Annotated in this window: 14 protein-coding genes; 1 reads left to right on the top strand and 13 read right to left on the bottom strand. The window is 65.6% G+C overall.

The features are described 5' to 3' along the window. Window positions 1–12: 12 nt before the first annotated feature. The 8 genes from U4Y90_RS03350 to U4Y90_RS03315 all read right to left on the bottom strand — a co-directional run bounded on the left by U4Y90_RS03350 (window position 13) and on the right by U4Y90_RS03315 (window position 7300). Window positions 13–1206 (bottom strand): pyridoxal phosphate-dependent aminotransferase, encoded by a 1194-nt coding sequence (locus U4Y90_RS03350; protein WP_321792582.1) that lies wholly within the window; start codon window positions 1204–1206, stop codon window positions 13–15. A 12-nt stretch (window positions 1207–1218) separates the two neighbouring features. Next, entirely contained in the window at window positions 1219–1656 is a 438-nt protein-coding gene (gene nusB / locus U4Y90_RS03345) for a transcription antitermination factor NusB (protein ID WP_321792151.1), read from the bottom strand. Further along, window positions 1653–2162 carry a 6,7-dimethyl-8-ribityllumazine synthase gene (gene ribH / locus U4Y90_RS03340; protein ID WP_321792149.1) on the bottom strand — a complete coding sequence of 170 codons (510 nt, stop codon included), beginning with the start codon at window positions 2160–2162 and terminating at the stop codon, window positions 1653–1655. Before ribH ends, nusB begins: the two co-directional genes overlap by 4 nt. A 54-nt stretch (window positions 2163–2216) precedes the next feature. Beyond that, entirely contained in the window at window positions 2217–3380 is a 1164-nt protein-coding gene (ribBA, locus tag U4Y90_RS03335) for a bifunctional 3,4-dihydroxy-2-butanone-4-phosphate synthase/GTP cyclohydrolase II (RefSeq protein WP_321792147.1), read from the bottom strand. Window positions 3381–3573: 193 nt separating this feature from the next. Next, the gene (locus tag U4Y90_RS03330) at window positions 3574–4188 is read right to left on the bottom strand and encodes a riboflavin synthase (RefSeq protein WP_321792145.1); all 615 of its coding nucleotides are present in this window, start codon (window positions 4186–4188) and stop codon (window positions 3574–3576) included. 25 nt (window positions 4189–4213) lie between these two features. Continuing rightward, the gene (gene ribD, locus U4Y90_RS03325) at window positions 4214–5326 is read right to left on the bottom strand and encodes a bifunctional diaminohydroxyphosphoribosylaminopyrimidine deaminase/5-amino-6-(5-phosphoribosylamino)uracil reductase RibD (protein WP_321792143.1); all 1113 of its coding nucleotides are present in this window, start codon (window positions 5324–5326) and stop codon (window positions 4214–4216) included. Between the two features lie 18 nt (window positions 5327–5344). Beyond that, window positions 5345–6628: a glutamate-1-semialdehyde 2,1-aminomutase gene (gene hemL / locus U4Y90_RS03320; RefSeq protein WP_321792142.1), complete on the bottom strand. Its 1284-nt coding sequence runs from the start codon at window positions 6626–6628 to the stop codon at window positions 5345–5347. Window positions 6629–6781: 153 nt separating this feature from the next. After that, window positions 6782–7300 carry a hypothetical protein gene (locus U4Y90_RS03315; RefSeq protein ID WP_321792140.1) on the bottom strand — a complete coding sequence of 173 codons (519 nt, stop codon included), beginning with the start codon at window positions 7298–7300 and terminating at the stop codon, window positions 6782–6784. A 149-nt stretch (window positions 7301–7449) separates the two neighbouring features. On the opposite strand from U4Y90_RS03315, the gene U4Y90_RS03310 reads away from it, so the two are divergent. Further along, window positions 7450–8661, top strand: a complete 1212-nt coding sequence (locus U4Y90_RS03310) for a Bcr/CflA family multidrug efflux MFS transporter (protein WP_321792138.1) — start codon at window positions 7450–7452, stop codon at window positions 8659–8661. Between the two features lies 1 nt (window position 8662). Here the strand turns inward: U4Y90_RS03310 and U4Y90_RS03305 are convergent, their stop codons facing one another. The 5 genes from U4Y90_RS03305 to U4Y90_RS03285 all read right to left on the bottom strand — a co-directional run bounded on the left by U4Y90_RS03305 (window position 8663) and on the right by U4Y90_RS03285 (window position 15251). Beyond that, window positions 8663–10774, bottom strand: coding sequence for a prolyl oligopeptidase family serine peptidase (locus tag U4Y90_RS03305; RefSeq protein WP_321792136.1), 2112 nt, complete (start codon window positions 10772–10774; stop codon window positions 8663–8665). Window positions 10775–10887: 113 nt separating this feature from the next. Then, window positions 10888–12006, bottom strand: coding sequence for a sn-glycerol-3-phosphate ABC transporter ATP-binding protein UgpC (locus tag U4Y90_RS03300; protein WP_321792134.1), 1119 nt, complete (start codon window positions 12004–12006; stop codon window positions 10888–10890). A gap of 32 nt (window positions 12007–12038) precedes the next feature. Beyond that, a complete protein-coding gene (locus U4Y90_RS03295; protein ID WP_321792132.1) occupies window positions 12039–12896 on the bottom strand; it encodes a carbohydrate ABC transporter permease in 858 nt (285 codons plus the stop codon). After that, the gene (locus tag U4Y90_RS03290; protein WP_321792130.1) at window positions 12886–13824 is read right to left on the bottom strand and encodes a sugar ABC transporter permease; all 939 of its coding nucleotides are present in this window, start codon (window positions 13822–13824) and stop codon (window positions 12886–12888) included. Before U4Y90_RS03290 ends, U4Y90_RS03295 begins: the two co-directional genes overlap by 11 nt. A 173-nt stretch (window positions 13825–13997) precedes the next feature. Then, window positions 13998–15251 (bottom strand): ABC transporter substrate-binding protein, encoded by a 1254-nt coding sequence (locus tag U4Y90_RS03285; RefSeq protein WP_321792128.1) that lies wholly within the window; start codon window positions 15249–15251, stop codon window positions 13998–14000. Window positions 15252–15325: the final 74 nt, after the last annotated feature.

Genomic DNA, 15325 nt, shown 5'->3' with positions numbered 1-15325 from the left:
GCGCCTGGGAGCCTATCGGCTGAACAACGCGCCCAGCCGCTGAACCGCTTCCTCCAGCTTCGCCTGCGAAGTCGCGTACGACAGCCGGATGTAGCGCTCCGGCGCATGAAAGCCGAAATCCGCACCCGGCACGAGCACGACGCCCGCGTCGTGGAGCATCGAGTGCGTGAGCGCGTCGCTGTTGCCGGCGGCGGGGTGGCGCACCGTCGTCGTATCGGCGTAGACATAGAACGCGCCGTCGGGCACGACCGGCACGCCGAAACCGAGCGATCGCAGAGCCGGCACGATGTAGTCGCGCCGCCTCTTGAACTCGAGCCGCCGCGCTTCGTAGATCGCGATCGTCTCGGGCTCGAAGCAGGCGAGCGCCGCATGCTGCGCGAGCGCCGACGCGCAGATGAAGAGATTTTGCGACAGCTTTTCGACCGCGCTGACCATCGAATGCGGCACGACGAGCCAGCCGAGCCGCCACCCGGTCATGTTGAAATACTTCGAGAAGCTGTTCACGGTGACCACGTCGTCGCCGAACGAGAGCGCGGAAACGGGCTGCGCGTCGTAGCTCAAACCCTGATAGATCTCGTCGACGATCGTGAAGCCTCCGCGCGCGCGCACCGTGTCGACGATGCGGCGCAACTCATCCGGCTCGATCGACGTGCCTGTCGGATTCGACGGCGACGCGAGCAGCACGCCGCGCGTCTTGTCGTTCCAGTTTTCCTCGACGTGCTCCGCCGTCAGCTGAAAGCGCTCGGCCGGGCCGCTCGCGATCAGCACCGGCTTGCCGTCGGCGGCCGACACGAAATGCCGGTTGCACGGATAGCACGGATCGGGCATCAGCACTTCGTCGCCGTGATCGACGAGCGCCATGCATGCGAGCAGCAGCGCAGCCGACGCGCCCGCCGTCACGACGATGCGCGCCGGATCGACCGTCAGGCCGAAGGTGTCGCGATAATGCAGCGCGATCGCCTCGCGCAGCGCGTGAATGCCGAGCGCGTTGGTGTATTGCGTCACGCCGCGCTTCAAGGCGTCGGCGGCGGCGTGGATCACCGGCTCGGGCGCAGTGAAATCCGGCTCGCCGATGCTCATATGGATGACGTCGCGGCCCGCGCGCTCGAGCGCCTGGGCCTCTTTCATCAGCTCCATCACGTAAAACGGCTCGATCGCGTCGACGCGCGACGCGAGCCTGACGAGCGGTTCCGCTGCCTGATTCACGAGCGGGCTCACTCAGGCTCCACGGCCGCGCGCCTGTGCCTCGGCGGGGCGCATCGCGACGGCGAGCTTGTCGAGCACGCCGTTCACGTACTTGTAGCCGTCCGAGCCGCCGAAGGTCTTCGTCAGCTCGACTGCTTCATTGATGACGACGCGATACGGCACGTCGATGTGATGCTTGAACTCGAACGCGGCCACCAGCAGCACCGCGCGCTCGACCGGCGACAACTGCTCGATCGGACGGTCGAGGCAGGGCTGCAACTGCTCGGACAGCGCGTCGGATTCCTTGATCACGCCGTGCAGGATGGCATCGAGATGATCCTTGTCGGCCTTGTCGAAACCCTGCGAATTGCGCAGTTGCGCGTCGATCTCGCCGGCGGGCGCGCCCGACAGCAGCCACTGGTAAAGCCCTTGCGTCGCGAGTTCGCGCGAACGGCGTCGTGCGCTCTTCATGCGCGGTCCTCGTCTTCTTCGTCTTCGTCTTCTTCATCGCCGTCGAGCTGTTCGAGCGCGACGGACAGATTCGCCATTTCGACCGCCACGCGCGCGGCGTCGCGGCCCTTCTCGGTCATGCGGGCGACGGCCTGCTCGTCGTTTTCGGTCGTCAGCACGGCGTTCGCCACCGGAATGCCGAAGTCGAGCGCGATGCGCGAGATGCCCGCGCCGCTTTCGTTCGACACGAGCTCGAAGTGATACGTCTCGCCGCGCACGACCGCGCCGAGCGCGATCAGCGCGTCGAACTGGCCGGACTCCGCGAGCTTTTGCAGCGCGAGCGGAATTTCGAGCGCGCCGGGCACGGTGACGAGCAGCACGTCCTGCCCGATCACGCCGAGGCGCTCCAGCTCCTCGATACAGGCGTCGGCCAGGCCGTTGCATACCGGTTCGTTGAAGCGCGACTGCACGATGCCGATGCGCAAGCCGTCACCGTCGAGGTTCGGCTGGTATTGTCCGATTTCCATGAATGAGGTCCTTCCCTTGGAATTGTGTGGAATGGGGTTGTGCGACCGGCGGTCTCAGGCCGAGCGCAAGTGTGTGATGGCCGGGTCAGCCGGCGCGGCGGTCGTGGGGGAGCCGGGCATCGGCACGAAGCCCGTCACTTCGAGCCCATAGCCCGACATGCTGCCGAGCTTGCGCGGATTCGCGAGCACTTCCATCTTGCCGACGCCGATATCGCGCAGAATCTGCGCGCCGATGCCGTAGGTCTTGAAGTCGATCGGGCGGCGCTTCAGTTCGGCCGCCTTGTCCTTCTGGTCGAAGGCGCGGAACACGTCGACGAGATGCTCCTTCGTGTCGCCGCAATTGAGCATGACGATCGCGCCGAGATCGCGCGCGGCGATTTCCTTCATCGCCGCGTCGATGGTCCACGAGTGCGTGGACGAATCGATTTCGAGCAGATCGAGCACGGAGAGCGGCTCGTGCACGCGCACCGGCGTATCGCGATCGGGGCGCGGCGTGCCGCGCACGAGCGCGATGTGCGGCGAGCCCGTCGGTTCGTCGCGATACAGCACCGCGCGGAACGGGCCGTGCGCGGTCTGCATCGTGCGCTCGCAGACTTTTTCGATGATCGATTCGGTGCGGCTGCGGTAATGGATCAGATCGGCGATGGTGCCGATCATGATGCCGTGCTGCTTGCCGAATTCGATCAGGTCGGGCAGGCGCGCCATCTCGCCGTCGTCCTTGATGATTTCGCAGATCACCGCGGCGGGCGTGAGGCCGGCGAGCGCGGTCAGATCGCAGCCGGCTTCCGTATGGCCCGCGCGCACGAGCACGCCGCCCGGCTGCGCCATGATCGGGAACACGTGGCCCGGCTGGACGATGTGCTCGGCGCGCGCGTCGTGCGCGACCGCCGCGGCGATGGTTTTCGCACGGTCGGCGGCGGAAATGCCGGTCGTCACGCCTTCGGCGGCTTCGATGCTCACGGTGAAGGCCGTGCCGTACTGCGTGCCGTTGCGATGCGTCATGAGCGGCAGATTCAACTGCCTGCAGCGCTCTTGCGTGAGCGTGAGGCAGATGAGGCCGCGGCCGTGTTTCGCCATGAAGTTGATGGCTTCCGGCGTGACGAATTCGGCGGCGACGACGAGATCGCCTTCATTTTCGCGGTCTTCTTCGTCGACGAGGATCACCATCCGGCCGGCTTTCAGTTCAGCGATGATCTCAGGAGTGGAGGCGAGCGACATGATGACGTCCCGTGCGGGTCCGATTTGGGGAAAGCGCGTATTTTACGCCACGGCCGATTGACCGTTGCTGAAATCGGCGGGCAGGCGGGCGGGAAGTTCGTTCGGACGAACGGGCAAGCGGATGGCGTGCCGGAAACGCGACGGCCTCGTCGGAATCGAGCCGACTGCATTCCGCAAGAAACAAGCGCCCGGATCAGGACGCGTTCATCATCCGCTCGACATAACGCGCGATCAGATCGATTTCCAGATTGACCTTCGCGCCTTCGGAAAGCGCGTTGAGCGTGGTGACTTCGACGGTATGCGGAATCAGGTTGATGGAGAACTCGCAGCCGTCGGCGCGATCGCTGACCGAATTCACGGTGAGACTCACGCCATTCACCGTCACCGAGCCTTTGTAGGCCAGATATTTGCCGATCTCCTTCGGCGCGACGATGCGCAATTCGTGCGATTCGCCGACCGGCTCGAACTTCGACACGACGCCCAGGCCATCGACGTGACCGGAAACGAGATGCCCGCCGAGGCGGTCATGCGCGCGCAGCGCCTTTTCCAGATTCACGCCGGCGCCAGCGTCGCCGAGTCCGACCGTCTTGTTGAGACTCTCGCGCGACACTTCGACATCGAACGCATCCGACGATTTTTCGACGACGGTCATGCACGCGCCCTGAATCGCGATGCTGTCGCCGAGTTGGACATCGGCGAGATCGAGATCGCCCGCGGCGACCGTCAGACGAACGCCGGCTTCCGGCTCCGTGCCGAGCGGTGTGACTTTTTCGATGCGGCCCACCGCCGCGACAATTCCTGTAAACATCGGCTTCGTTTCCTTGGATCGGTGATCAGCTCGTGACGTTGGCCTCGGCGAAGCGCGCGAGGATGCGCAGATCGTCGCCGAGCCGGTCGATGCGATGAAATTTCAGATGCGGTCGCGCATCGAGCGTGTCGGGCGGCGCGAAGTCGAACATGCCGGGCGCGCTGCCGAGCAGACTCGGCGCGAGATAGACCAGAAGTTCGTCGACGCAGCCTTCGCGCAGCAGCGAGCCGTTCAGCTTGTGGCCCGCTTCGACATGCAGTTCGTTGACGCCGCGATCGGCGAGCGCGGTGAGCATCGCGGGCAGATCGACCTTGCCATGCTCGTTCGACAACTCGATCAGCTCCGCGCCCTTGTCGCGCAGCGCGTCGATGCGCGCGGGATCGGCGCCGGCGCAATGGAAGATCCACGGCGGCGCGCCGTCGAGGATGCGCGCCGCCATCGGCACGTCCAGGCGGCTGTCGATCAGAACGCGTTGCGGCTGGCGCGGCGTGTCGACCGCGCGCACGGTCAGTTGCGGATCGTCCTCGCGCACCGTGCCGATGCCGGTGAGAATCGCGCAGGCGCGGGCGCGCCACGCATGGCCGTCGGCGCGCGCGTCCTCGCCGGTGATCCACTGGCTCTCGCCCGAGGGCAGACCGGTGCGGCCGTCCAGCGTCGCGGCCACCTTCATGCGCACCCACGGACGGCGGCGCGTCATGCGCGACACGAAGCCGATGTTCATCTCGTACGCCTCGTTCGCGAGCAGCCCGCAGCGCACGTCGATGCCCGCGTCGCGCAGCATCGCGAGACCGCGGCCGGACACCGACGGGTTCGGATCTTCCATCGCGGCGATCACTTTTTCCACGCGCGCATCGATGAGCGCGTGGGCGCACGGCGGCGTGCGCCCGAAATGGCTGCATGGTTCGAGCGACACATACGCCGTCGCGCCGCGCGGATCCTTGCCGCGCGAGCGGGCGTCTTTCAGCGCCTGCACTTCGGCGTGATCCTGGCCGGACGGCTGCGTGTAGCCCATGCCGATCACTTCGCCGTTCTTGACGAGCACGCAGCCGACGCGCGGGTTCGGCGTCGTCGTGTACATGCCCTTCGAGGCGAGCGCGAGCGCGCGCTCCATGTGCGTGAAGTCGGTTTGCGAAAACATCGGCGCGGCCCGGCGGCGTCAGGCGGCGAGCGACGCGAAGGCGCCGCGCGCGGCGTCGATCGTCGCGCCGATGATGGCGTCGTCGTGCGCGCTCGACACGAAGCCCGCTTCGAACGCGGACGGCGCGAAGTACACGCCGGCGTCGAGCATCGCGTGAAAGAACGCGTTGAAGCGCTTCGTGTCGCCTTGCTGGATCTGCGCGAAGCTGCCCGGCACCTGATCCATGAAATACAGGCCGAACATGCCGCCGATCGAATCGGCGGAGAAGGGCACTTTCGCATCGCGGGCAGCGGCGGCGAGGCCGTCGACGAGCTTGCGGGTCTGCTTCGCGAGATCGTCGTAGAAGCCCGGGCGCTGGATCAACCGCAACGTCTTCAGGCCCGCGGCCACCGCGATCGGATTGCCCGACAGCGTGCCCGCCTGATAGACGCCGCCGAGCGGCGCGAGATGCGCCATGATGTCGCGGCGTCCGCCGAACGCCGCTGCCGGCATGCCGCCGCCGATGACCTTGCCGAGGCACGTGAGGTCCGGCTTGATGCCGTAGACCTCCTGCGCGCCGCCGAGCGCGACGCGAAAGCCGCACATCACTTCGTCGAAAATCAGCACCGAGCCGTATTCGTCGCAGCGCTCGCGCAGCGCGTCGAGGAACTCGGGTGTCGCGCGCACGAGGTTCATGTTGCCCGCGACCGGCTCGACGATCACGGACGCGATTTCCGATCCGAACGCCGCGAATGCCTCGTTCAGTTGCTCGACGTTGTTGTACTCGAGCACGGTCGTGTGCTTCGCGATGTCGGCGGGGACGCCGGCGGAGGTGGGATTGCCGAACGTGAGCAGGCCGGAACCGGCCTTGACGAGCAGACTGTCCGCGTGACCGTGATAGCAGCCCTCGAACTTGATGATGCGACTGCGGCCGGTGAAGCCGCGCGCGAGGCGCAGCGCGCTCATCGTCGCTTCGGTGCCGGAAGAGACCATGCGGACCTGCTCGATCGACGGCACGAGCTTGCAGATTTCCTCGGCGATCTCGATTTCGGCTTCGGTCGGCGCGCCGAACGAAAAGCCGTTCGCGAGCACGCGCTGCACGGCGTCGAGCACTTCGGGATGGACGTGACCGAGAATCATCGGGCCCCAGGAGCCGATGTAGTCGATATAGCGTTTGCCTTCCGCATCCCAGAAATAAGCGCCTTGCGCGCGCTCGATGAAACGCGGCGTGCCGCCGACCGAGCGGAACGCCCGCACCGGCGAGTTCACGCCACCGGGAATGGTTCGCTGCGCGCGTTCGAAGAGAGCTTGATTCTTGGACATGGATGAAGGCCTGCGCTGAAAAGTGGATGCGGGATTCGCGTGGGACGCGCGCCCGGCGGCCGCTGCTGCAATAGCGGCGCGGCGCGCAAAACGTTGCTGAAATTGTACCGGAGTCGTTGCGAAGGAGCCGTGTCGGCCTTGGTCCGAAACCGGTCAGTGCGCGGGCTTGCGCGCCGCGCGATCGCTCGCCTTGCCTGGCGCGGCCCCGCCGGAGAGCGGAGCGGGAGGCCGCGAGCGCCGTGCGGTGCGCTCGGCCCACAGTTTCTCGAGCGCTCCTTCGGCTATCGGCTTGATGAGCGTGCCGGACATCTGCGCGTCCCAGGTCTGCACCGAGAACGGATGCGTGCGCAATTCGTCGCGCGTGACGACGACGCGCTCACGGGCATCGACGAGCCAGTCGTACACGAAGTCGATGCACAGCCGATAGCCGCGCCTGGCTTGGGCGTCCGGCACTTCGTATGGCGCGCGCGTCACCCAGCCCGACGCGAACACGCCCTTCGGCTCCTGCGACACGCGATGCACGAACACGCGATCTCCCGGCAACAGCCCGCGCGCGGTGCCGCAGCCCCAGACATCGGCGACGGCCTCGCCCGCGGCCACGCGCCGCGCGAGCTCGGGCAACTCGGGCCACGGCCACTTTTTCGGGCTCCAGATCAGCAGAAAGGCGGTCATCGGATCGGCGAAGAGAATCGAAAAGGTGCGATGAGCTTAGCGCAACGCGCCGACGGGGGGCCGGATCGACGCGGCCGGTCGCGTACAATGGTCGCTCGCTTGCGCGGCAGCACGCTGCGCCGCCTCTTCATCCCCGTCCTGCGAACTTCATGTCCGACACCACCCGGCGCCGGCCCGATGGCCGGCTGATCCTGTTGCTCGGCGCGCTCGCCGCGTGCGGCCCGCTGTCGATCGACATGTATCTGCCGAGCCTGCCTGCGCTCGCCGCATCGTTCGGCACGAGCCCGGCCGCCGCGCAAAGCACGCTCACGAGTTTCATGTTCGGCTTCTCCTTCGGCATGCTGCTCTACGGCCCGATGTCCGACGCCTACGGCCGCCGGCCCGTGCTGCTCGGGGGCATCGTGCTGTACGCGTTCGCGAGCATCGGCTGCGCGGTGGCGTTTTCCATCGATGCGCTCGTCTTCGTGCGCTTCCTGCAGGCGCTCGGCGCGGGCGCGGCGTCGGTGCTCGCGCGCGCGATCGCCCGCGACGCGCACGAGCCGACCGATGCCGCCCGCGTTCTTTCGATGTTGTCCATCGTCACGTCGATCGGACCGTTGCTCGCGCCGCTGATCGGCGGGCAACTGTTATTGCTGGGCGGCTGGCGGGTGGTGTTCGTCGCGCTCACGCTGTTCGGCCTGACCTGCGCGGTGACCGCTTTCCTGCGCGTGCCCGAAACATGGCCGAAGGAAAAGCGCGCGAGCGCGGCGGTGGGCAAGTCGTTCGCCGCCTACGGACACTTGCTGACCGATCCCGTCACGTGGGGCCACATGATGTGCGGCGGCATGGCCTTCGCGTCGATGTTCGCGTATATCACCGCCACGCCGTTCGTCTATATCGATTACTTCCATGTGAAGCCGCAGTACTACGGGCTGCTGTTCGGCCTGAACATCGTCGGCATCATCGCGGGGAATGTGCTCAACACGAAGTTTGTCGGCCGCGTGGGCGCGATGAAGATGATTTCGGCCGCGTCGTTCGTGAGCGTAGCGGCGGCGCTCGCGGTCGCGCTGGTGTCGCTGACGGGCTGGGGCGGCCTGTGGTCGATCGTCGTGACGCTGTTCTTCGTCGTCGGCGTGGTCGGCTTGCTGTCGGCCAATTGCACGACGGAGCTCATGCATCGCTATCCGCGCAACGCGGGCGCGGCCGCTGCGGTCTTCGGCGCGATGCAGCTCGCGCTCGGCGCGCTCGCGAGTCTCGCGGTCGGCCTCTTTCACGATGTCTCGCCGCACGGCATGGGCATCGTGATCGGCGTATGCGGCGTGCTGACCTTCGCCGGGCGCACGCTGGTGCTGCGTTCGCACGCGGCGCCCGTGAAGGTTTGAGTCAGGCGAGCGGCCCGATCGCCGACGCGAGAAACGCGAACGCCGCCGCTTCTGCCTGCGCGACGGCGCCGGGCTCGATGCCCGCGCCATGTCCGCCTTCGCCGGTTTCCTGATACCAGACGTCTTTATGACCTTGCGCCTGCATTTTCGCAGCCATCTTGCGCGCGTGGCCGGGATGCACGCGGTCATCGCTCGTCGATGACGTGAAGAGCGCCGGCGGATACGCGACCTCCGCCTTCACGTTCTGATACGGCGAGTAGGTCATCAGGTGGCGCAGGTCGCCGGCGTGATCGGGATCGCCGTATTCGTCGATCCACGATGCGCCCTGCAACAGCAGATGAAAGCGCGCCATGTCGAGCAGCGGCACCTCCGACAACACCGCGCCGAAGAGCGCCGGCCGCTGCACCATGCACGCGCCGGTGAGCAGGCCGCCGTTGCTGCCGCCGCGGATCGCCAATTGTTTCGGCGTGGTGACGCCCGTATCGACGAGCGCCTCTGCCACCGCGATGAAGTCGTCGAACGAAACCTGGCGGTTCTCGCGCAGCGCCGCCTGATGCCACGCCGGCCCGAACTCGCCGCCGCCGCGGATGTTCGCGACCGCGTACAGCCCGCCGCGTTCGAGCCATGCGATGCCGGTCGTCGCGTCGTAGCCGGGATCGAGCGCGACCTCGAAGCCGCCGTAACCGTAGAGCAGGCAAGCGCGCGCTTCGGTGCTCGTCGCGAGGTCTTTTCCGATCAGCCAATAAGGAATGCGCTCGCCGTCCGGCGCGATCGCGTGGCGGCGCACGGCAGCGAGGCCGGTCGCGTCGAACTGCGCGGGCAGGCGTGCGAGCAGTTGCCAGGGCGCGTCGCTCGCGAGATCCGCGTGATACAGCGACGGCGGCATCAGAAAGTGTTCGACGTGGATGAGCACGGTGTCGTCGCGCTCGCTGTCGATCGAATCGACCCAGGACTGGCTCGCTTCCGGCAGCGCGAACACGCGCGTTTGCCATGCGTCCTCGGCATTCGCGGGCGGGCGAAGGAGTTCGACGCGCGGCGTGCCGTCGTCCATTTGCGAGACGATCAGCCAGTGCTTCGTGAAGTCGATGCCCGCGAGCACGAGTCGATCGGACGGCGTGAATAGCGCGGTGAACCGGCGCGAGTTCGCGAGAAACGCGTCGCGCCGGATGACGGTCAGCGTGCCGGGCGCGTAGCGGCGGCCGCCCGCGTTCCAGAACTTGCGCGGCGTGACGAACAGCCAGCCGTTCCAGTGCTCGATTTCCGCATGCGACGGCAGATCGTACTGGCGCCATTCGTTGGACGTCTCGTCGAGCCAGTAGTTGAGCGTGTCGTAGAACGTCGTCGCGCGCGACGCGAGATGCAGCTTTTCGATCGGATCGTAGTCCACGCCCGCCGATACGTCGCGCCGGTCGCCTTCGAACACGACGGGCGCATCCGCGAGCGGCGTGCCGCGTTTCCAGCGCCGCGCCTGCCGCGGAAATCCCGATGTCGTCAGCGCGGGCCGCGGGTTCGTCTTGCTGTCGTCCCAGCCGACATACACCGTGTCGCGGTCGATCCACGAGATGTCGTGCTTGCCGACGTCGGGCAGCGTGAAGCCATCGGCGACGAAACGCTTCGTCGCGATATCGAACTCGCGCACCATGCAGGCGTCCGAGCCGCCCGGCGACAGGCTCACGAGCGCGCGATCGTAGTCGGGGTAGAGCATGTCGAAGTCGGCGAGCGCCCAGCGGGTGTCGTCGTCCTCTTTCGTGTTCAGATCGAGCGCGTCGACGTCGAGGATGGTTTCCCAGTCGGGCGCGCCCGAGAGCCACGCGCTCCACGGCGTGCGGCGCACGATGCCGAGCGGGTGCGCGTCGTCCTGCCAGGTGTTGTAAGCCCAGTCGCCGTAGCGCGAGCACGAGACGATGCGTTCCTGCGACGTGTACGCCTTTTCGAGCCGCCCGGCGAGCGCCCGTGCTTCGGCGGACTGGCCGAACGCGGCTTCGGTGCGGCGATTCTGGGCGTCGACCCACGACTGCACGCGCGCGTCGTCGAGCGCTTCGAGGCCGATGAAGGGATCGGGATCGCCCGACGGGGTCCAGGCGAGTTCGGGATAGGAGGAGAGAAAAGTCATGCGCGGGCGCTGGCGAAATCCAAATGCAAAACGCCGATTGTGCCTTGTTATCGACGCGCAATGAAAAACGCCACGGCGAGCCGTGGCGGTTGAAGTCAGCGGAACCCGCGGGCTTAGGCGAGCCGCTCTTCCGTCTGCGGATCGAACAACACGGCCTTCGACACGTCGAACAGCAGCGTCATGTTCGACATCGGCTGCGGATTCGACGCCGGGTGCACGCGCGACACGATCCGCTTGCCGTTCACCTGCGCGAACACGAGCGTGTCCGGGCCGGTCGGCTCGATCACGTCGACGCGCACGTCGACCGGCTGCAGGCTCGCATCCGACACGTCGTGCGCGCTGCGTGAATCGGTGATGCGCTCCGGACGCAAGCCCAGAATCACGTCCTGACCGACCTTGCTGCGCAGACGACCGGCATCGAACGGCAGATTCAGCACTTTCTGCGCGACGCCCGTGTCGAGCTGCAAGCCGACGCCCGAGCCCGACTCGACCAGCTTGCCGGAGATGAAGTTCATCGGCGGCGCGCCGATGAAGCCCGCGACGAACAGATTGGAAGGCGAATCGTAGATTTCCTGCGGCGCGCCGAACTGCTGCACGATGCCGTCCTTCATCACCGCGATGCGGTCGCCGAGCGTCATCGCTTCGATCTGATCGTGCGTAACGTAGACAATGGTCGTGCCGAGGCGCTGATGCAGCAGCTTGATCTCGGAGCGCATCTCGATGCGCAGCTTCGCGTCGAGGTTGGAGAGCGGCTCGTCGAACAGGAACATCACCGGATCGCGCGCGAGCGCACGGCCCATCGCGACACGCTGACGCTGGCCGCCCGACAACTGGCCGGGCTTGCGGTCCAGCAGATGGCCGATCTGCAAGGTCTCCGACACCCGATCCACGATCTTCTTCTGCTCGTCCTTGGGCACCTTGCGGATGTTCAGGCCGAACGAGATGTTGTCGCGCACGCTCATCGACGGGTAGAGCGCGTAGGACTGGAACACCATCGCGATATCGCGGTCCTTCGGCGAGAGATCGTTGACCGTCTTGCCGTCGATCATGATGTCGCCGCGGGTCACGGTCTCGAGACCCGCGATCATGTTCAGCAAGGTCGATTTGCCGCAACCCGAGCCGCCGACGAGGATCAGGAACTGACCGTCCTCGATATCGATGTTGACGCCCTTGAGAACCGGCACCCCGTTCGGGTAGGTCTTGTACACGTCACGGATGGAAAGGCTTGCCATGTGAATCCTCTATCTTTCGAATGCTGCTCGAATTAACCCTTCACCGCGCCGGCCGTCAGCCCGCGCACGAAATAACGTCCGGCGATCATGTAGACGAGAATCGTCGGCAATGCGGCGATGATCGCGCCCGCCATGTCGACGTTGTATTCCTTCACGCCCGTCGATGTGTTCACGAGGTTGTTCAGCGCCACCGTGATCGGCATGGAATCCACGCCGGAAAACACGATACCGAACAGGAAGTCGTTCCAGATCTGCGTGAATTGCCAGATCAGGCACACCATGAAGATCGGCAGCGACACCGGCAGCAGGATCTTCATGAAGATCGTGAAGAAGCCCGCGCCGTCGATGCGCGCCGCCTTCACGAGCTCGGCCGGGATGCTCACGTAGAAATTGCGGAAGAACATCGTCGTGAACGCGATGCCGTAGATCACGTGGACGAGCACGAGGCCGGTCGTCGTGTTCGAGAGGCCGAGGAAGCCTTGCAGACGCGCCATCGGCAGCAGGATCGCCTGAAAGGGGATGAAGCAGCCGACCAGCAGCATCGTGAAGAGGCCGTCCGCGCCGCGAAAGCGCCAGTGCGTGAGCACATAGCCATTGAACGCGCCGACGAACGACGAGATCAGCACGGCCGGAATCACCATGCGCACCGAGTTCATGAAGAACGGCTGCATGCCGTCGCAGCGGACCCCGGTGCACGCTTCCTGCCAGGCTTTCACCCACGGCGCGAAGGTCCAGTGCGAAGGCGGCGTGAGCAGGTTGCCCGTGCGAAGCTGGTCGAGGTCCTTGAACGACGTCGACAGCATCACGTAGATCGGGAACAGGAAGTAGAGCGCGAAAAGTATCAGCACCGCGTAGATGACGGCGCGGCTCAGGGTCATCTTAGGCTGCATTGCGGGTGCTCCTCGATTCGAGATACATGAGCGGCACGAGCACCGCGACGACCGTGGCGAGCATCATCATCGACGATGCGGCGCCCACGCCCAGTTGCCCGCGATTGAACGAGAACGTGTACATGAAGATCGCGGGCAGCGACGACGACGTGCCCGGACCGCCCGCCGTCAACGCGACGACGAGGTCGAAGGTCTTGATCGTGATGTGGCAGAGAATCAGCAGCACGGAGAAAAACACCGGGCGCATGCTCGGAATCACGATCTTGCGGTAGATGGTCGGCAGCGTCGCGCCATCGACTTGCGCGGCCTTGAAGATTTCGCTGTCGACGCCGCGCAGGCCGGCGAGGAACAGCGCCATCACGAAGCCTGTCGATTGCCATACGGCGGCGATCACGACGCAGAAAATCGCCTTGTCCGGATCGCCGAGCCAGTTGAACGAGAAGCTCGTCCAGCCCCAGTCATGAAACACTTTCTCCAGACCGAGGCCCGGGTTCAGGATCCATTGCCACGCGGTGCCGGTCACGATGAACGAGAGCGCCATCGGGTAGAGGAAGATCGCGCGCAGGGCGCCTTCGTTGCGGATCTTCTGGTCGAGCAGGATCGCGAGGAACAGGCCGAGGAACACGCAAATGCCGATGAACGGAATGCCGAACCAGCCGAGATTGGCGGCGGAGGTCCACCAGACGTCGTTGGCGAACAACTGCCTGTAGCGGTCGAAGCCGGCGAAGTCATAGCGCGGCATGAGCCGCGATTCGGAGAGTGAGAGGTACCCGGTAATGGCGATGAAGCCGTACACGAAAACGAGCGCGATCACGACACTGGGAGCGAGCACCAGCTTCGGGATCAGGCGATCGGCGAGCGCCGCCGTCGGTGAGGCGCGACGGGGCGGATTTTGCGGTTTCTTGTCCGCGGTGATGGAGGCAGTCACGACTCGACTCCTGGAAGATGCGCCGGCGCTTTCGTGCGTTTAGGTGCACTGATCGGCGCTTCTGTGGCGAATGCCTGCTGGCGCTGAAATGATGCGACGTTACAAATGCCGTCCTGCGCTGACTTGCGCCCGCCCGGCGCATGCATGGGCACACGCGCCGGGCGGAAACGGCCTTACTTCGTCTTGGCGGCGTTCGCGAGCGCTGCAACCGCGCTCTTCGAATCCTGCGACGAATTCATGAACTTCGTCACGACGTCGGTCATGGCGCCGGCGACGGCATCGCCCTGAGCCATGCCGTGCGCGAGCGACGGAACATAGCCGCCCGATTTGATCGCCGTCTGTTCATCAGCGTAGGACTTCTTCGCGCAGTCGTCGAACTTATCCATCGGGACGCCCAGACGCACCGGGATCGAGCCCTTGTTCAGGCTGAACTGCTCCTGGAATTCCGGCGTCATGATGGTCTTGGCGAGTGCCAATTGGCCCGGCGTCGCGGCCTTCTGACCCTTCTGCTGGAAGAACACGAACGAGTCGACGTTGAAGGTGTAGGCCTTTTCCGTGCCCGGCACCGGCGCGCAGACGTAGTCCGTACCCGCCTTCTTGCCCGCGCCCGCGAACTCGCCCTTGGCCCAGTCGCCCATGAACTGCATGCCGGCCTTGCCGTTGATGACCATCGCGGTGGCCAGGTTCCAGTCGCGGCCCGTGCGGCCGCTGTCGAAGTAACCCTGGATCTTGCGGACCGTGTCGAAGACCTGGACCATCTTGTCGGACGTCAGGGTCTTCTGGTCGAGATCGACGATCGCCTTCTTGTAGAAATCGGCGCCCTGCGACAGCACGACGTCTTCCCACAGCGTCAGGTCCTGCCACGGCTGGCCGCCCATCGCGATCGGCATGATGCCCGCGGCTTTCATCTTGTCGGCGACCTGGAAGAACTCGTTCCAGTTGGTCGGCACCTTGCCGCCGGCCTTGTCGAGCGCGGCCTTGTTGATGTACAGCCAGTTCACGCGGTGCACCGAGAAGGGCGCGGCGACGTAATGGCCGTCAGCGTGGATGATCTTGTCGATTTCCGCCGGCAGGTTCTTCTTCCAGTCACCTGTGACGGAATCGATCGGCACGAGCACGCCTTGCTCGGCCCATTCCTGGATCAGCGGGCCCTTGATCTGCGCCGCCGACGGCGCGTTGCCCGAGATCACCTGCGTCTTCAGCGCGGTCATCGCGGCCGCGCCCGCGCCGCCCGCGACAGCGAAGTCCTTCCAGGTGTAACCCTGCTTCGTCATGTCGTCCTTGAGCACGCCGACAGCCTTCGATTCGCCGCCGGACGTCCACCAGTGCAGCACGGAAACCGCCTCGGCAGCCTGAACCGCCGACGCCGTCGCGCCACACAGAAGACCTGCGGCGCACAGCGCGCCCATGAGCTTACGGACTTTCATTGTTTATCTCCTCCAGACACCTGAACAAGAAACGATTGGCTCCCGATGCGGCCAGAAGCGAGAGTAAGAATCGA

The sequence above is a fragment of the Caballeronia sp. J97 genome (assembly GCF_905220305.1).
In the GTDB taxonomy this organism is placed as follows: domain Bacteria; phylum Pseudomonadota; class Gammaproteobacteria; order Burkholderiales; family Burkholderiaceae; genus Caballeronia.
The sequence above is the reverse complement of the archived record's forward strand: the minus strand, read 5'-3'. Positions and strand labels throughout refer to the sequence as shown.